The sequence below is a fragment of the Furfurilactobacillus entadae genome (assembly GCF_045862745.1).
GTDB classification, from domain to species: domain Bacteria; phylum Bacillota; class Bacilli; order Lactobacillales; family Lactobacillaceae; genus Furfurilactobacillus; species Furfurilactobacillus entadae.
On record NZ_BQXN01000026.1, the window covers coordinates 15,773 to 32,399 of the forward strand.

Below are 16,627 nucleotides of genomic sequence, written 5' to 3' on the forward strand. Positions count from 1 at the left end.
TTTAATCTCTAAAACAGGAGCCGGTTACCGTGTCAGAAGATCGTTATTATCAACCTAAAAACAGTAAAGACGCCATGCGTTACATTGAACGCTTATTTAATCGCTACAAAGACGCACCGATTACGCAAGAACTCGTCGACTACAATCATAATCTGACGGGTGCGCTTCGTGGCGATATCGCAACGGCCGCAGCCAATGAAAATGCGCCGCACCGCCAGGACGCCGCCATTGCCATGGCCGCTGAAATGGACCGGTGGGCCCGTGTTCGGGCGGCCGGCCAACCATACCGTGGTGAGCTAAAGCACTTCAAATTTGTTGGCCAAGCGGCAACACCGCGGTTTAAAGCAAACCCAATCAAAAACAATCAACGGGGGGCCATGCGCGCCTCACGCCACTAATTTGCACAAAAAACAGGGTATCCATGAACTGATTTCATCGTTCATGGATGCCCTGTTTGCGTTATTTGATCTGTTGTTCGTTTGCCACAGTATTCGCCTGTGGATCACCAAACAAGAGTTGCGTCACCAGTTTAAAACTCCGCACCGTTGTATGGAGTTGATGGTGATTCGCGTTGTTTAATAAAATTTCGTGATAGTTCGGCACGATCCCCCGCACTAGGTAACGTAATGACTGTGCTTGCACGATTGGCACCGCGTTATCAGTTGCTTCACCATTCGTCGACCCGTACACATTAAAAATCGTTGCCGTTCGGTTAGCCGTCAAGTTTTGGCGATCAGCCAAGAGGTGTCGATAAATGTGCGTCGGACGTTTAGGTTCGCCCGATTCACGAATGTCTTTGGCCCGATCAACACCTTCATCCACCGGTGTCCCCAATAAAACCATCTTATTTAACCGCGGCAACCGTGGATCATTACCATAACGAATCAATTGACTCACTAGTGCACTGCCACCCCAAGAATGGCCGACCGCATTGTACTGGGTCACCCCATATTTTTGTTTCAATAGCAGCAAGATTTTGTTTAACCACTTTACCTGCGGCTGATACGTATTCGCCAGGTTCCGTGAGAACGTCACCTGAATCAACGGGTTCACGTCATCGGGCCGTAAGTGACCACGAACATGAATGTGACCAAAGATATCAACGTTGATTCGCATGACCTTCCCGGCCGTATGGTGATCCTGCATGTAACCAATCATTCGGTTAAACGAATTGGCCGATGTTGCCCATCCTGGCATGAAGATCGTTGGGGTCGTCGTGGTGTGAACCGTTGGGCTGACCGTCGCCGTTGTAAGAGGCTCTGGGGCCACCCCAATGCTGATCACTTTTTCAAATAAACCAAATCCGGCGCACAGTGTTAAAAACACGGCTCCTGTAATTGCCCATCCACGTCTGTGCATTTTCTGCCACTTCCCCGTTCATTTATGTCACTCTACCGCTTTTAATGGCTGACCACCAGCGTAAGGCCGGTGTTGCTTGACCAATCTACCACACATTTAAAATAAATTCAGTTGTTCATCATTTGCTAACGTCGGTTTAACCGACTGGTCAGCGTGTTGGCCGCCGAGTGGTTGGACCTCATCTCGCGCCCCCGTGGGGTTAGCCACTGACATTGCATCCATCGTCTGGTTCAGTAACTCATCGACAAACACGTTTCCGCGGTTGTCTGCGTGACCCTTCGTCCATTCAAACCGCAAATGCGAAAAGTGTGGGAGCTCTTCACTGACCGCCTGCCATAATTCTTGGTTTGCGACTGCGCCACCACTGCTTTTTTGCCAGCCGCGCCGTTGCCACCCAGCTAACCAGTGTTTTGTGATCGCGTCCAGGACATACTTTGAATCGAGAACCGCTAAAATTGGTTGATCCGCCAACTGTGCCAGTCGTAACCCACGCAAGGCCATCAGGAGTCCCGTAATTTCCATCTTATTATTAGTGACGCCAAACTCACCCAATGAATCAAAGAACTGGGTATCATCAACGTTAACCAAGTACGCCCACGCCGCTTTATCTCCGCTTCGAACGTGGCCACCCGCCACATTACCGGTATTCCGTGAGCCGCCGTCTGAATATAACACAATGCGCTCGTTTTGCTGGCTGGCTGACGTTTCAACTACTGGTGTTGCTGCGGCTGTTTTGGCTTGCTGTTGATATTGTCCGCCAGCCGCTAACCACTGCTTTGCCGCCGTTTCCGTGGGGAAACTCTTATACCGGGCACCAGCGACACCATCAACCTGCTGTTTTGCAGCCGGCCAGGTGGTGTAGATTCCGGGCTTCTTTCCCTTCGCAACTGCGTAAAATTTCTTTCCTGCCATCGTTACTCTCCGTTATTTAGTCTGTGCGTTTGTCCACGCCCGCCACATTTTCTGTTGGACAACAGGCATTGGGTACTCCTCAAAACGATCAACGGTGACCGCTTCACCCGCAAACAAACTCAAGTCTGGGGTTTCATGAAGGTCCACCGCTAACAGCCGAATTTGCCACTTTCGGTGCGTAAACGTATGGGTCACGCGCCGCCCTGCTACCGGCGTAAATGGCAATGACAGCGTCGTTTCCTGAGCAAAGTTTTCTTTGGCACGCTTCGCCAGCACTTCATCCGTTAGTACCGTTGTCTCGTCCTCATCTTCCGTTAACAACGCTGATTCTTCAATTAACGGAAAGGTCCATAAGTTTGCGAGAAGCCCGGTTGACGGGCGCTTCGTTAATAAATAGCCTGCTGGCGTCTTAATCACCAGTGCAACATAGTTCACTGGCACCGGTCGTGGTTTCGGCGTCTTCACCGGGTACTTTTGTTCGTCACCATCAAGGTAGGACTGATTAAACGCCTTCACGGGTGAATGGGTGCTATCCGGATTTTTTGCCGTCATGTAACTACTTCCGAGATCCATAATGGCTTGGTTAAAATCGCCAGGCCGCTTAGGGTCAATGATTGAATTAATGACTGTTTCAAAAACAGCGCGCGTCTCTGGCTTTGCAATGTCATTATCGATCTTTAGTAGTCGGCTAAAGACACGAAATGCGTTACCGTCGACGGCGGCCACGGGTTCACCAAACGCAATGCTGGCAATCGCACCGGCCGTGTATGGCCCAATCCCCGTCAACTCTTGAAGTCTGGCGGCCGTTGTCGGCCACTCACCATGCCGATCGTTGACGATTTCTTGCGCGGCCCGTTGTAGATTCCGTGCCCGTGAGTAGTAGCCTAATCCTTCCCATGCCTTCAGCAGCTGGTCTTCTGGCGCAGCCGCAAGCGCCGTCACCGTTGGAAAGGTCTTCATAAACCGCTCGTAGTACGGAATCACCGTGTTGACCTGTGTTTGTTGGAGCATGATTTCAGAAACCCACACGTGGTAGGGTTCTTGGTCACGCCGCCACGGAAGCTCCCGTCCCTCGGTGTCGTACCATGCCAAGAGTATTCGCCGAAAGTCGGCAATTTTTGTTGGTTCCCAGTGTTCCATAAACAGCCTCATTTTCTTTTATTAATGTAGCGTTATCGTAGCACATTGCCACTAACCGTGCATAAACAAAGGCCAATCTGTAAACAAAAAAGATGCTTCGCACATAACTGTCGCGAATCATCTCCATTTCATTATTTAATTTATAGCACCACGGCTGCGCACTCGAGGTCATCCATCACAAAGTTCACTGCGCGTTGAATCTGCTGACGATCGTGGCGATCCTCACCGATAACCAACAAATCGTATGAAAAATCGGTACAGTACACTTCTTCTGTCAGTCTAGCTAAATTACTCCCCTGCTTAACCGTCACGCTAACCTTTGAGACGCCCATGGCTTTCGCAACGTCGCACAGATCTGCCGCAAACTTTTGCGCATCCGTCGTCATCTTTTTCATGTACCGGGGCGTTAGTGCGTTAAACACACTCAGTTGATCGTCATCGATCCAAACAATTATACCAAGTTCTGCATGGTTCGTTAGTGCCGTTTGCAATGCGTAATCAAATGCATCAATGTTTTGTGTGTTGGCATTGGCGACGACAGACACCATGTCAAACCGGGTTGCTTCAGGTGTTTTCATAAGCTCACTCCCGTTCAAAATAACTGTTTCCACCAGAAACTTTAATGAGTATAGCACCTATTGTTTCCAAAAGAAACATTTCGCGGTAAAATAGAATCAAATCATTTGAATGGAGCTTTTTATGGATCAAACGAAAATTCACCAGATGGGCGACCTTTATGCACGTCTATTAGCTTACGAAACCATGCACCACCCGTTTGACCAGCGCTTCCGCCAAGCTTTAATGCACGGTGGCCGGCGCGGACCGTTCGGCAATCATGGCGAGGAAAATCGCCACGTTATGCACGACATGCAGCACTGGTCAGAACACGTTAACCATCACTTTAATGGCCCCATGCGTGATGTTTTGGAGACCATTCAGGCACACCCTAACATCAACGCGCGGACCATCAGCGAAACACTCGACATTCTTCCTGGGACGTTATCAAAATACCTCAAACGTTTAATCAGTCGGCACTTGGTGGCGGAACAAACGAATCCTGAAAACCGACGGGAAAAATTTTACTCGTTAACAGACGCTGGCACCTGGCTTTTAACGGTTGCCCACGGGGTTCAAGAAGACGATCAGCAAAACCAAGATGACGTTTTTGAACAATTTAATGACGCCGAACAGGACGTCATTATCCGGTTTCTTACGGCCATGCAGGAACGTGACCAACATCCTGACCAAAACAGCGACTCATAGTACATTTTGGGCCAATTAAAAATGCAGCGGTGAGGCGCATTAATTGCCCTCATCGCTGCATTTTATTTAGCCCGCGTTTACCGTAACAACCAAGTTAGTCTTGGTATAGTGCGGTTGATAAGTACCGTTCACCATTATCAGCGGCTAATGTTAACACGCTGTGGCCGGCACCCAACTTTTTAGCTTCTTCAATGGCAGCCCAGACAGCAGCACCACCAGAAAAGCCAAGCAAAATTCCTTCTTGGCGAGCAACCAGGCGAGCTGTTGCAACCGCATCTGGCCCCGTAACATCCGCAACCCGGTCATAGACCTTGGTGTCCAATGTGTCTGGAACAAACCCTGTTCCAATGCCTTGCAACGGGTGCTTACCAGGTTGACCGCCGTTTAAGACCGCTGAATCAGCCGGTTCAACCCCAACAATCTGAACGTCAGCATTATTTTCGCGCAAGAACCGACCCGTTCCAGATAACGTCCCACCAGTGCCGATCCCAGCAACAAAGACATCCGGTGTGCCGTGGAAGAAGTCCACAATTTCTGGACCAGTCGTTTCGTAGTGGGCCTGTGGATTCAACTGGTTTTCAAACTGGCTTAACATCAAGTAACCGCCCTTAGCCACGTACTCTTTGGCAACCTTGATTGATCCCTTAATCCCTTCCGCACCTGGTGTTTCAATTAATGTTGCCCCGTAGGCACGCATTAATTGTTTCCGTTCTTCACTGGCGGTATCTGGCATAACTAAAATGGCCTTGTAGCCCTTGGCAGCAGCCACGGCGGCAATCCCAATCCCCGTGTTCCCAGACGTTGGTTCAATCAATGTCACTTCTGGCGTCAAGTCGCCACTTTCTTCGGCCGCTTCAATTAACTTTAAGGCGATTCGATCCTTTACAGAACCGCCTTCGTTAAAGGCCTCCAACTTCATGTACACATCCGCTGCGCCTGCTGGGACGATCCGTTGAAGTTTCACGATTGGTGTGTGGCCGATGTAGTTTAAAATGCTGTCAGTTGGTGTATTAGTCATGTTCATTACCGTCCTTTACGTTTTCCTGGTTTGTGAGTTGTTTGTCATTATCTTTTAACGACCGTTTCGCCCAGCTATTAACAAGCTTAGCTGGGTTTCCGGCCACGGTCTCGCCGTTACCAACATCGTGTAACACGATGGCCCCGGCGCCGACCTTTGCATAATCATGAATGGTGATTGGTCCTAAGAGCTGGGCGTTCGCTCCCAACAACACGTGGTTCCTAATCGTGGGATGGCGGCGCCCCGCCTCATCGTGCCGCGAGCCGAGCGTCACCCCGTGAAGGATCGTGACATCATCGCCGACGACCGCCGTTTCACCGATCACGACCCCCATGCCGTGGTCAATGAAGAGTCGCCGACCAAGGGTTGCAGCGGGATGGATTTCCACCCCTGTGTGGTGCCGAATCCAATGGCTAAGGACTTCTGCCAAGAGTAAATGATCGTGGCGCCATAACCAATTTGTCATCCGGTGGCCGACCACAGCTTGATAACCTGCATAGGTCAAAATCACCTGCCAACGACTGCGTGCAGCCGGATCTCGTTGGATGATGCTGTCCACTGTTTCAAACATCAAAAGCTCCCTTCAACAAAAAACACCCACTCCCCCAATTCAGCTTCACTTAGCCAAATTCCGGGAATGGGTGTTCAATCATTTATTCTGCACACTGGTGAACTCGCAACGGGCGTTACTTAAATAACCCACATGCCAGTCGCCGTCGGGGTGCTTAAACAATGACGTCGATTCCGTGAACTTAGCAACATCTCTGATTGACAACAACACAGCGTCTTCATCATTTCAAGCACTCCTCTCTCTGTTTATTAGTTGACCGTAGTATAACTACTTATTTTTTATCAGTCAACCATTTTATTAATAATTGAGTCCGGTTGATTGTTGACCACTAACGCTTATTTTCCACGAAAAGCCCACAATCCGTTATACTAAACATAAAATCATTTAAAAGGACCACACAGCTTATGAGTATTGCTTTTGCCATCGGCTTACTGCTAATTGCAGTCATTGCTGCCGAAATTGTTTATAACCAATTTTCAGCGATTCCACTCGCATTCTATCAAATTCTAGCTGGTGGAATTTTATCTTTATTTGCACTCTATCATCACTATCAGTTTGACCCTGAAATTTTCTTATTCGGGATCATCGCACCGATTATGTTTAACGACGCACAGGAAACGTCACGACCGGCCCTCACACGAAACATCATGGAGACCCTCTCACTGGCCGTGATGCTGGTCGTTGCGACCGTGGTGGTTGTCGGATTTGGCGTTCACTGGGTTTATCCCGCGCTGGCGCTCTCACTCGCCTTCATGCTGATTGCTATCGTCAGCCCGACCGATGCCACCGCCGTCAGTTCCATCACGAAAAATCTTCAGCTTCCGTCAGGATTAATGGCCACGTTAAAGAACGAATCCCTTTTTAATGACGCGTCGGGGATCGTTGCCTTCAATTTGGCATTGACCGCCTTTGTTTCCGGAAATTTTTCCGCCACGCATGGCCTGGTCGTCTTTCTAGAAACGTTCTTTGGTGGCCTTCTCGTCGGCTTCATCCTTGGGTGGATGGTCATTGCGCTCCGGTTAGGTATCATCCGCTGGAACATCGACAATTCCTCCATTAGCGTTCCGATTCAATTGCTGACCCCCTTCATCATTTACTGGGTCGCCGAGGAATTAAACGTTTCAGGAATTTTAGCGGTCGTGGCTGCTGGGCTACTGCATGGATTGGAAAAGGATCAGTTACGCCTGACATCCACCAAGGTTCAAATCGTAACCAGCAGCATGTGGGGCGTTGTGACAAACCTGTTAAACGGTTTTGTCTTCGTCCTCTTGGGCATTAGTCTCCCAACGATCGTCGAAAATCTTTTGGCCAAACATCAGATTTCCATCCTGACTCTTGTTGGTCTCGGCGTCGGAATTTATTTGCTTATGATCATCCTCCGCTACCTGTGGATTCGCTGTTTTCTTAATTTACCGTTTCACAGTGACCCCCGCCAATCAGCAGCCTTGTTATCACTGAGTGGCGTTCACGGGACCGTGACCCTTGCCATGGCTTTTTCCATTCCGTTTACCATGGCTCACGGGGTCGCTTTCCCCATGAGAAACGAGTTGATTTTTATTTCGGCCGTTGTCATCTTGCTCAGTTTGGTCACGCCGTTATTTACCATTCCGTTCATTCTGCCTAAACAAAATGAGGGCGAACAGGAAAACTTCACCGAGGCCCACCACCTCATGTTGGACTACGCCATTGCCTGGTTGAAAAATAATGTTCCTGATACTTCAGAACGCCACACCGTTGTCGAAACGTTGTACAGCGAAAAGGGCACCGTCAGTCGGCCAGATCGGAAAACGGTCCGGGCGTTATTCACCGGTGCCAGTCAGGTTGAAGCCGACGCCATCACTGCAAAAATCGACCAAGGTGATCTGTCACCTGCCGATCAACAAATTTATCAAAAGTATCTATACATGATTACCAGTCGCCAATCAAATACATCACGACGGTCACAAATCAAACTTCGGTTAAAGGTCATTTTTTCCCGCGCCTTTCACCCACTGCGCAACCGGAAGTGGAAACGACAGAAACGGGCGTTTTATGAAAAAGCTGTCGCTGAACAATCACAAGCGGCATTAACGTCACAGGTTGCTCGGATTAACATTCAGGCGAGTGAAGGCTCAGCCGCTAATGTCACGAGTGCCGCCGGTCAGCCAATGAGTGGCACCGTGATGGTCTCTCAAGCGGTCACCCAGGCACTCAACGCATCTAATCAATCAACACCTGCGTCCACAACAGCACTCGTTCCGACGACCGTCCAGGATCGATTTGCGGCCATGAACCACACCCGTCAATTGCTGGTTGCCATTGAAAAGCTGGGAAATGACGCCATCATGCAGTGGCTGTATAACCAAGATATTTCGCGTGATCCCGCTGCAATCAACGTCGTCCGTGATTCATACATCAAACGGTCACAACATTTCCGCCATGACCAGGATGCTGGTAACGAAAAGTCCAATGCCTTGTTCATCTCCGCCTTTCAGGCTGAATATCAATACATTCAGGACGCCCTTAGTCGTGAAGATATTTCGCAGTCCATGGCAAAGAGCCTGCGCCAACAGGTGTCCTATGACGAAATGATCTACATGCAAAACGATTCGATGTAGCCTTTATCGGCTCAATTCCAAACAAAATGGCCTTGACGAAAATTTTCGTCAAGGCCATTTTAGGCTACTTCTGACCATCCGTAATGTCGTTTTGTTCTCTCAGTGTTGCCACCAATGTCTCTGGAATCGCTTCACTGGTAAACCGTTGCAGTGGCGTCCACTCATGACGATCTTTAAACGCCACCGGGTACACCGCAACAACGGCCACCATGAGGTTGTTTTCTGTCAAGAAGAGCTGCCCCAGACCCGTAAACTTTCCCCGCGTATGTTTACCCGTTCGCCAATTATGTGGCTGGGCGTCCCCGCTTGGTACGTATTGCCCTGTTGCATTCGTCGTCACCGGAACCCCTAAGTATCGATGAACTTCATACTTTCCCTTCATGCGCACACTCCATTTGTTATGATTACCTTCGATGGTACCACAACTTTTCTGAACTGATGGCGCCCTTTTTTAACGTCATTATTTTGGGGACTAAAAATTGTCATTTAATTATCAAACCGGTTACACTTACCTTGTAATCAAATTCAATGATCGTGAGGTGAATCAATATGGCAGAATCATTTCCACGGGGTCAAGAACCAAACGAAGAACGGCGGACACTGACCGTTGATGGTGTTGAAATCACCCTGTTCGTTCGTGAAGATCACATCGTTAACAAGTAACGCAACCATTACCAGTCTTTACGGGCACATTGTTTCCCGTAAAGACTGGTTTTTCGTTATTCATTGTTTAACGAAAAATGACGAAAACCATTGGCCTTATTGCTTTGTTAAGACGCCTATACCAATCGGTTGAATTTATTTTTAAAAAGTTGAGACCTGATTGTTGTAAGCGATTACGCATCGTGTTACTATACTGGTGAGGAAAGGAATTACCCTCCTCAATCGACGCCTTCTCATCCGCAACTGCACCGCGCTGGTTTTCAGAACCCCGGTCACATGTTGCCGCTACCCCAGCAGCAGTTAGCTGGTATTCCGCAGGTCACGTAACGCTTTAGATGTTGAAAAACATTGTTCCTCGCGCATTGATGACAGTTACGTCATCCGCGCCACCCATTAGTGACACAGTAGGTTACGGTAGCAGTCAGAACTTAACGTTTCATCGTACCAACGTCCCATTAAGAAGCACTGTACCAATTGTACTGAGTTGAGTAAATTGTTCTTACGAAGATTTATTTAAAGCAGGCGATACCAATGACCAATTGTGTTTAACAACGCAGATTGTTTCATGAGTTTCTTGAACCAAATCACAAGCTTCACTTGGGAGGTGTATGACTGATAAGTAGTCATATGTGTTCCACGCGTGATGTCTATACCGCCGTTAGCCTGTCATCCGAATGGTGATGAGCGACCAGTGATCATCCTAATGATTACTTCGCCCACATTAGCAGACAGTAACAAATGGGCAGGTAGGCCAGGACAAGAGATTACGTAAATTGAATATTGAGGTGTTTGCTCATTCCGAATTGTAAAACGAATTCATCGTCGATTGAGAATCTTTCCTTGATTCACTAAGTTCCGAGTAGAGAAGGCTCGGGACTTTTTTTGTGCAAATAACTAAGTAAAACGGCGATAATTCTGTTACAAACACTTAGTTTAAAATCTTTTTCACAAAATGCTTTTGTACTCTGTCTAAGTCATGCGTAAACTCTTCAAATCCAAGTGTTTTGCAAATTTCAGCTTTTTGTTTCAAAGATACATAAGCACCTTTTTGTTGGCTATCACTATCAGTTGCAAAATAATCAATTTTATAAACATTAATTTTTTCAGCAAAGCGAATGATTCCCTTCAGTAATTGAAACTGAAAATTGCTGAGTTCTGCGGCCGTTGTATCCATTCGATTATTGACAATATCAAAATTTATCAAACTTAGTTCCGGTAAACCATTTGTGTTTATTCTAAAATTACCGTCTAAATACATACGACGATTTCGAGCATACTTTGTAGTAACGTTCATTGCCCCATTTTGCGAATATACTTGATATTACAAATCGATTCCCCTATTGGACATTTCACCACTTAGTATTTTTAAATGATCAACAGTGAATCCACGTTGATCATCATCAAATAGCGTCTCCATATTTGGTTGCCACGTAATTAATTCGTCATGTTGAACTTTTAATAAAACCTGTAATTCATGAGAAATAGTTTCCTTCATACTGTAATGATAATTACCCGCAATTTTATAAACTACTGCACGTGACAATCCGTATGCAGTAGCATATTTAACAAAGGCATCAAGCGGGATATGTTTATTATCTAAGATTTCTTGCAAGTGGTTTGTAATTATATATTTTTCGGTTTTCATAGTCATCGACCTCTTAAAGCCACCATATCAATCTTTAACATCAGTTTCAACACTCTATCAGCAATCTAAATTAATAGACTTTTCAACAAGCAACATTCCCGGTGAATATAGTTTTCGGCCACTAGTTATCAGTATGCATCCGAAAACTAGCTTTCCTTACCGCGACCTAAAACTCAAAGGTTTACTGAATAGATCGACACCACTATTTAATACTCAACAGTTCATTTTTGCTATTCACTAATTTGTTTTTAAATGATTAGCCTAGGCTATAACCTAACCTTCGTTACGACCGTCGTTTAGTTGCATTTTTTGAATAACATGTTATCCTATGTGTACAGGAACTGAAGTATGCGGAAAACCGCCAAAACCCCCATTGCATGTGCGGCAATGGGGGTTTTTTTACACTTAAATTTCAAGCGGGCGTGGTTGGTAATCGGTACCTTAATGTTTGTGCTTACCGTGACCTAACCAATGGTCAATTCCTCGTAGACAAAGTCCAACAAGGATTCCCGCAAGCACGGTAGTGAGGAACTGGAGCATTTGGAAAGCCTCCTCTCATCAGATTTACGATGAGTCAGGCACCGACTAGGTCACATTATATCGACAACTACTAGGGCTCGCCACTACTTTGATTGCACCAAAATTGCTTTATAATTTTTTAAATCCAAAGTAAATAAGCCTTTTTATGTACATATGAAATGATGAGACTATAATTAAATTTAAGCCACTGGCAATAGTAATCCTCTGGAGGCGAGAATATGCACAATTCATTCTCATCTAAATAGTGGCTAATTATCATCGAAGCATATTTGACGGCACTGTTCCCTCTAATATTTTATTTATTATTTGGGAAGCATGCGCAATGCCGGATTAATGACATATTGGCGCTGGGGAACTTTTAACACAATTTTGATCTTAGAATATTTATTAATCCTACCTACTGTAAAATTAATCTATTTTTATTACACCTTACAGTTATCTTCCCCACATTCAGAAGTCCAAACGGACCGAAGTACACAACAGTTAGAACATGTTTCAAATGTTGTTCCATTCTTTTCGATGCCAACCAGTTTTGAAAATAATTTTATTTTTCTGTTTTTTACAAATGTGTTATTACTCCCTACTTCTCCAGTCATCCCTCTTATCATGCTACTTTGGATTGAAACCAAACGTTTCAGGAAGAAGATAAATGAAAGAAAATAAGGTTTTAGCAACGTTGATTATTGCGATGTCATTTATTATCACTGCCCCAATTGCGACGGCTAATGCGGCCACAATTATGCTCGACGAAGGTGCAGGTGATGGTGGTTATTCTGACGACGGCAACCCAAAATAGCTTATCCATGTTAAAAGGCGTCCCCACATCTGGGACGTTTTTTTCGTTAGCACGACAATTATTAGTTCGATTCCCAAAACCAGCGCCAAGTGTCAATCCTGGCTCAAGTGCATTAATGTTAGGCCGCTAACAAGCACTGCTTTACTGTCCCAATTCATGGAAAGGATACGCTTAGACCTAAGTTCTAAACAAACGTTAGCGCCCATCCATTTAACAACACAAAAAGAGCCACCTCACATTTGAGGTGGCTCCACGTTAAGCCTGTAATTACTTGCCCAACTTCGTCTTGTTCGTCATGTTCAACTTTTCGTCGAAGTCGTAAACAACTGGTTCACCAGTTGCCATTTCAAGGTTAACAATGTCGTCATCGGAGATACCTTCGATGTACTTACTCAAAGCGCGGAGTGAGTTACCGTGGGCTGCGATGATGACGTTCTTGCCATCCAGCAACTTAGGTGCGATTTCGTCTTCCCATAAAGGCATAACCCGTTCCAGGGTAACCTTCAAGTTTTCACCACCGGGAACGATCTTTGGATCAAGGTTGGCGTAACGACGGTCCTTAGAAGCTGAACCTTCGTCGTCAGCACTCAACAATGGTGGTAAAACGTCGTATGAACGACGCCAAGTATGAACTTGGTCATCGCCCCACTTTTCAGCAGCTTCTGCCTTATTTTGGCCTTGCAAAGCGCCGTAGTGACGTTCGTTCAAACGCCATGTCTTGGTTTCAGGAATCCATAATTGGTCTGAACCTTCCAAAACATAGTGTAAGGTCTTGATTGCACGCGTCAAAACTGACGTGTAAGCGTAGTCGAATTCCAAGCCAGCTTCCTTAACCTTTTGGCCGGCAGCCTGTGCTTCTTGAACACCCTTGTCGCTTAAATCAACGTCAACCCAACCAGTGAACTGGTTTGATAAGTTCCATTGGGATTGACCGTGACGGATCAATACTAATTTAGCCATCGTAATCTACCTCTTTCTAAAATTTCTTACGGGTTGATTATACCCGATTTGTGCCCTAATTTACATAGTCATACTCATTTTTCATCAGTCGGTTGATCCCGCGCTTTAGCCGCTCGCCGTTGACGTAACTGCTTGATGCTCGGTCGGCTTCGGCCAATCGACTTAACGCCCAACAAATCAAGGAAAAAGGTGAACAGTGGCACCCCGAAAATCAGGCCCCAGACACCGAACAACCGCTCACCCACCAGAAGAATCACGAACGTATAGAAAATCGGCAGTTCCGTTCGGCTGGCGTAAAACTGAGGGTTTAATACGTAGGCCTCCAGCATGTGAACAACCGCGATCAGTACCAAGATGTAAATCACGGTGTCCAACCCACCCACAGAATACCCAATCAAACCAAGTGGAATAATGGAAACAATCACCCCGGCCACCGGAATCAAACTGAGAATGAAAATCATTAGCGCAAGTGTTGGTAACTGTGGCATCTTCAAAAAGGCTAACGCCACCGTTGTAATCACCGTGTTACAGATGGCAATGAAGAACTGTGCCTCCACAACGACACCGAATGTATTCACGAACTTTTTAAACAGGTAAGCCATGTCTTGGAAAACCCACCCGTACGTTGAGTCCAAAAACAGGCGGGAAAAATCCGTTACCCGTTTGCTCTCAACGGTAAAGAAGAAACTCAGAATCAGCGAGAAGAACAGTGTGAGCGCCATTTCGCCAATGTAACCGACGTAGTTCAAAATGACTGTTGCCCAGTTCTTCAGCTGGTTCATGATGTCCAGCCGTTTAGAATACTGGTTAATGAAATTCACCACGTAGTTCGTATCGTGCGACGGATTTCGATAAAAGTCATACACCGTATTCGCCATCTTAATCGTTTCTGTCACCAATTTTGGTAAGTAACTTGTGATGCCTGAGTAGAGCCCAAACACCAATAAGAGGTAGATGAGGATCACCAGGACCACCGGCGGAATTTTAACAAACCGCCGAATGAGTTGGACCAAGCGTGTGACCAAAAAGGTAAAGACAAAGGTCAGCAAAACAATGCTGATCATGGAACGCATGAGCCACAGCAGCAAAACGATAAAACCCAGGACCGTCCAGCGCCGTAACGCAACGTTATTAATGAAACGTTGGTAATAGGTCACAATTGTTTCCCCCGTTTATTTTGATTACGTTAACTTTACCGCAAGTGGCGCTTCCACGACCACTTTTAAGTCATGTTTCTAAGAAATCCCTTAGTTTTCACTACCGGTCAAATCCCAGTCTTAACCATTTCCCTTGATAATCATTAGATTTTCTAATGACTTAAATGCCTAACCGTTGAGTGGAAAACGCATTCAGCGTTATACTATGTTTTGTAACTTTTCGGATGAAAGGATCAAATCATGCTGGATAAAACATTTTATAAGACATTTCTAAGCCATTCGTTCAACATCCCCGTTCGTGTTAACTACTGGGATGGCTCGAGTGACGTTTACGGCGGCGAAGGTGATCCAGAAATCACCATTACTTTTCATGAGGTTATCCCCATCCGCTCATTAACACGGAACGCATCATTATCACTTGGTGAGGCCATCATGGATGGTCGTATTGAGATCGACGGAAGCATTCAACGGTTGTTGGAAGCTGCCTATGAAAGTGCTGACAGTTTCTTTAACGATAGTAAGTTTAAGAAATTCATGCCAAAACAGTCCCACAGTGAATCTCATTCTAAACAGGACATCCAAAGTCATTACGACGTCGGCAATAACTTTTACAAGCTGTGGCTCGACCCAACCATGACCTACTCGTGTGCCTACTTCGAACATGACGATGACACACTGGAACAAGCCCAATTGAATAAGGTTCACCACATCATCAAAAAGCTGGACCCCCAACCTGGCAAACGTTTATTAGACATTGGTTGTGGCTGGGGAACCCTGATGCTAACGGCCGCTAAAGAATACGGCCTGAAGGTTACCGGGATCACCCTTAGTCAGGAACAATTCGACCTCGTGCAACAACGCATCAAGGATGAGGGCTTAGAAGACGTTGCTGAAGTTCGTTTGCAAGACTACCGCGAGCTTGGCGACGAAACGTGGGACTACATCACCTCTGTTGGTATGTTCGAACACGTTGGTAAGGAAAATCTTGGCGCCTACTTTGAAGACGTTGCTAAATACCTGACCGATCACGGTGTTGCGTTAATTCACGGAATCACCCGGCAGCAAGGTGGGGCAACCAACGCGTGGCTCGATAAGTACATTTTCCCCGGTGGCTATGTCCCTGGGCTCTCTGAAAACATCGATCACATGATTGCCGCAGGGCTCCAAGTTAATGACATGGAACCACTTCGTCGTCATTACCAACGAACAACCGAAATTTGGGATGCTAACTTCAACGAACACCGGGATGAAATCGTCGCCGAATTTGACGAACGGTTTGCCCGGATGTGGGATCTCTACCTGCAAGCCTGTGCCGCATCCTTCCAATCAGGTAATATTGATGTCATTCAGTTCTTACTAACGAAGGGTGCATCTGGTCGCGTCTTGCCAATGACCCGTGATTATATGTATAAGTAACTTTTCAATCATATTTTATTTACTTAATTAAGACTCTTCTAGTGGCTCCATACCAGTTTTTAACTGGTATGGAGCCACTTTTTTGTGATTGAACTTGTCAAATCAAGTGCAACGACTGACTAAAAAAAAACTTCTGCTGGCGACTTCCATCCAAGGACCTTTCGTGGACGATGGTTTAGCTGTCGAACAAAGTTTAAAATTTCAATATCATTCAAATCGTCTAAATCTGTATTCTTCGGAAAATACTCTCGAATCAACCCGTTAGTATTTTCATTTGTTCCCCGCTGTTGTGGTGCATGTGGATCCGGAAAAAAGACAGGAATTTGAAGTTCATTCATCAGTTCAGAATAGTTAGCAAATTCAGTTCCTCGATCCGGTGTTAACGTTCTCATTCGCTTCGGTGTGACTTCAGCCATTAAATTTATGATTGCCTGATACACAGTCTGGGCATTGACCCATCATTCTCGATGGATCCAATTACCGTCATGAACGATCCGATCACTGTTTATCCTGGCTGGTTACCAGAAATGAACGGCATCACGATTGCGACAACGGGCACTGATAATAATGGAATCGGTAATAATGGTGGC

Annotated in this window: 16 protein-coding genes and 1 pseudogene; 5 read left to right on the top strand and 12 right to left on the bottom strand. The window is 46.2% G+C overall.

The window, feature by feature from the left end:
• Positions 1-29 precede the first annotated feature (29 nt).
• The gene (locus ACKTR5_RS09855; RefSeq protein ID WP_407881170.1) at positions 30-398 is read left to right on the top strand and encodes a hypothetical protein; all 369 of its coding nucleotides are present in this window, start codon (positions 30-32) and stop codon (positions 396-398) included.
• A 61-nt stretch (positions 399-459) separates the two neighbouring features.
• Here the strand turns inward: ACKTR5_RS09855 and ACKTR5_RS09860 are convergent, their stop codons facing one another.
• From ACKTR5_RS09860 to ACKTR5_RS09875, 4 genes are all read right to left on the bottom strand, one after another.
• A complete protein-coding gene (locus ACKTR5_RS09860) occupies positions 460-1,359 on the bottom strand; it encodes an alpha/beta hydrolase (protein WP_407881171.1) in 900 nt (299 codons plus the stop codon).
• A gap of 96 nt (positions 1,360-1,455) precedes the next feature.
• Positions 1,456-2,271 carry a ribonuclease H family protein gene (locus ACKTR5_RS09865; RefSeq protein ID WP_407881172.1) on the bottom strand — a complete coding sequence of 272 codons (816 nt, stop codon included), beginning with the start codon at positions 2,269-2,271 and terminating at the stop codon, positions 1,456-1,458.
• Between the two features lie 12 nt (positions 2,272-2,283).
• Positions 2,284-3,411, bottom strand: a complete 1,128-nt coding sequence (mutY, locus tag ACKTR5_RS09870; protein WP_407881174.1) for an A/G-specific adenine glycosylase — start codon at positions 3,409-3,411, stop codon at positions 2,284-2,286.
• A gap of 140 nt (positions 3,412-3,551) precedes the next feature.
• Complete coding sequence (locus tag ACKTR5_RS09875; protein ID WP_407881176.1) at positions 3,552-3,989, bottom strand: hypothetical protein; 438 nt, start codon at positions 3,987-3,989, stop codon at positions 3,552-3,554.
• 121 nt (positions 3,990-4,110) lie between these two features.
• Between ACKTR5_RS09875 and ACKTR5_RS09880 the strand changes: the two genes are divergently transcribed.
• On the top strand, positions 4,111-4,674 hold the full coding sequence (locus ACKTR5_RS09880) for a MarR family winged helix-turn-helix transcriptional regulator (RefSeq protein ID WP_407881177.1): 564 nt from the start codon (positions 4,111-4,113) through the stop codon (positions 4,672-4,674).
• Positions 4,675-4,768: 94 nt separating this feature from the next.
• On the opposite strand, the gene cysK is transcribed toward ACKTR5_RS09880, so the two are convergent.
• Together cysK and cysE are read right to left on the bottom strand one after the other, a co-directional pair.
• Positions 4,769-5,692, bottom strand: coding sequence for a cysteine synthase A (gene cysK, locus ACKTR5_RS09885; protein WP_407881179.1), 924 nt, complete (start codon positions 5,690-5,692; stop codon positions 4,769-4,771).
• Complete coding sequence (gene cysE / locus ACKTR5_RS09890) at positions 5,685-6,263, bottom strand: serine O-acetyltransferase (protein ID WP_407881181.1); 579 nt, start codon at positions 6,261-6,263, stop codon at positions 5,685-5,687. The genes cysK and cysE overlap by 8 nt, the downstream gene beginning before the upstream one ends.
• A 404-nt stretch (positions 6,264-6,667) precedes the next feature.
• Between cysE and ACKTR5_RS09895 the strand changes: the two genes are divergently transcribed.
• Positions 6,668-8,860 carry a cation:proton antiporter gene (locus tag ACKTR5_RS09895; protein ID WP_407881182.1) on the top strand — a complete coding sequence of 731 codons (2,193 nt, stop codon included), beginning with the start codon at positions 6,668-6,670 and terminating at the stop codon, positions 8,858-8,860.
• 64 nt (positions 8,861-8,924) lie between these two features.
• On the opposite strand, the gene ACKTR5_RS09900 is transcribed toward ACKTR5_RS09895, so the two are convergent.
• From ACKTR5_RS09900 to ACKTR5_RS09910, 3 genes are all read right to left on the bottom strand, one after another.
• Positions 8,925-9,242 carry a DUF7671 family protein gene (locus tag ACKTR5_RS09900; RefSeq protein ID WP_407881184.1) on the bottom strand — a complete coding sequence of 106 codons (318 nt, stop codon included), beginning with the start codon at positions 9,240-9,242 and terminating at the stop codon, positions 8,925-8,927.
• Between the two features lie 1,209 nt (positions 9,243-10,451).
• Positions 10,452-10,817, bottom strand: a complete 366-nt coding sequence (locus ACKTR5_RS09905) for a hypothetical protein (protein ID WP_407881185.1) — start codon at positions 10,815-10,817, stop codon at positions 10,452-10,454.
• A gap of 27 nt (positions 10,818-10,844) precedes the next feature.
• Positions 10,845-11,168, bottom strand: coding sequence for a hypothetical protein (locus ACKTR5_RS09910; RefSeq protein WP_407881187.1), 324 nt, complete (start codon positions 11,166-11,168; stop codon positions 10,845-10,847).
• Between the two features lie 1,189 nt (positions 11,169-12,357).
• Between ACKTR5_RS09910 and ACKTR5_RS09915 the strand changes: the two genes are divergently transcribed.
• Entirely contained in the window at positions 12,358-12,504 is a 147-nt protein-coding gene (locus tag ACKTR5_RS09915) for a hypothetical protein (protein WP_407881188.1), read from the top strand.
• 267 nt (positions 12,505-12,771) lie between these two features.
• On the opposite strand, the gene ACKTR5_RS09920 is transcribed toward ACKTR5_RS09915, so the two are convergent.
• Together ACKTR5_RS09920 and ACKTR5_RS09925 are read right to left on the bottom strand one after the other, a co-directional pair.
• Positions 12,772-13,464, bottom strand: coding sequence for a 2,3-diphosphoglycerate-dependent phosphoglycerate mutase (locus tag ACKTR5_RS09920; RefSeq protein WP_407881189.1), 693 nt, complete (start codon positions 13,462-13,464; stop codon positions 12,772-12,774).
• Between the two features lie 74 nt (positions 13,465-13,538).
• The gene (locus tag ACKTR5_RS09925; RefSeq protein WP_407881191.1) at positions 13,539-14,621 is read right to left on the bottom strand and encodes an AI-2E family transporter; all 1,083 of its coding nucleotides are present in this window, start codon (positions 14,619-14,621) and stop codon (positions 13,539-13,541) included.
• 240 nt (positions 14,622-14,861) lie between these two features.
• On the opposite strand from ACKTR5_RS09925, the gene ACKTR5_RS09930 reads away from it, so the two are divergent.
• Positions 14,862-16,037 carry a class I SAM-dependent methyltransferase gene (locus ACKTR5_RS09930; protein WP_407881193.1) on the top strand — a complete coding sequence of 392 codons (1,176 nt, stop codon included), beginning with the start codon at positions 14,862-14,864 and terminating at the stop codon, positions 16,035-16,037.
• Between the two features lie 119 nt (positions 16,038-16,156).
• Here ACKTR5_RS09930 and ACKTR5_RS09935 read toward each other — a convergent pair.
• Positions 16,157-16,492: pseudogene (locus tag ACKTR5_RS09935) on the bottom strand (IS30 family transposase); the annotation flags it as partial.
• Positions 16,493-16,627 lie beyond the last annotated feature (135 nt).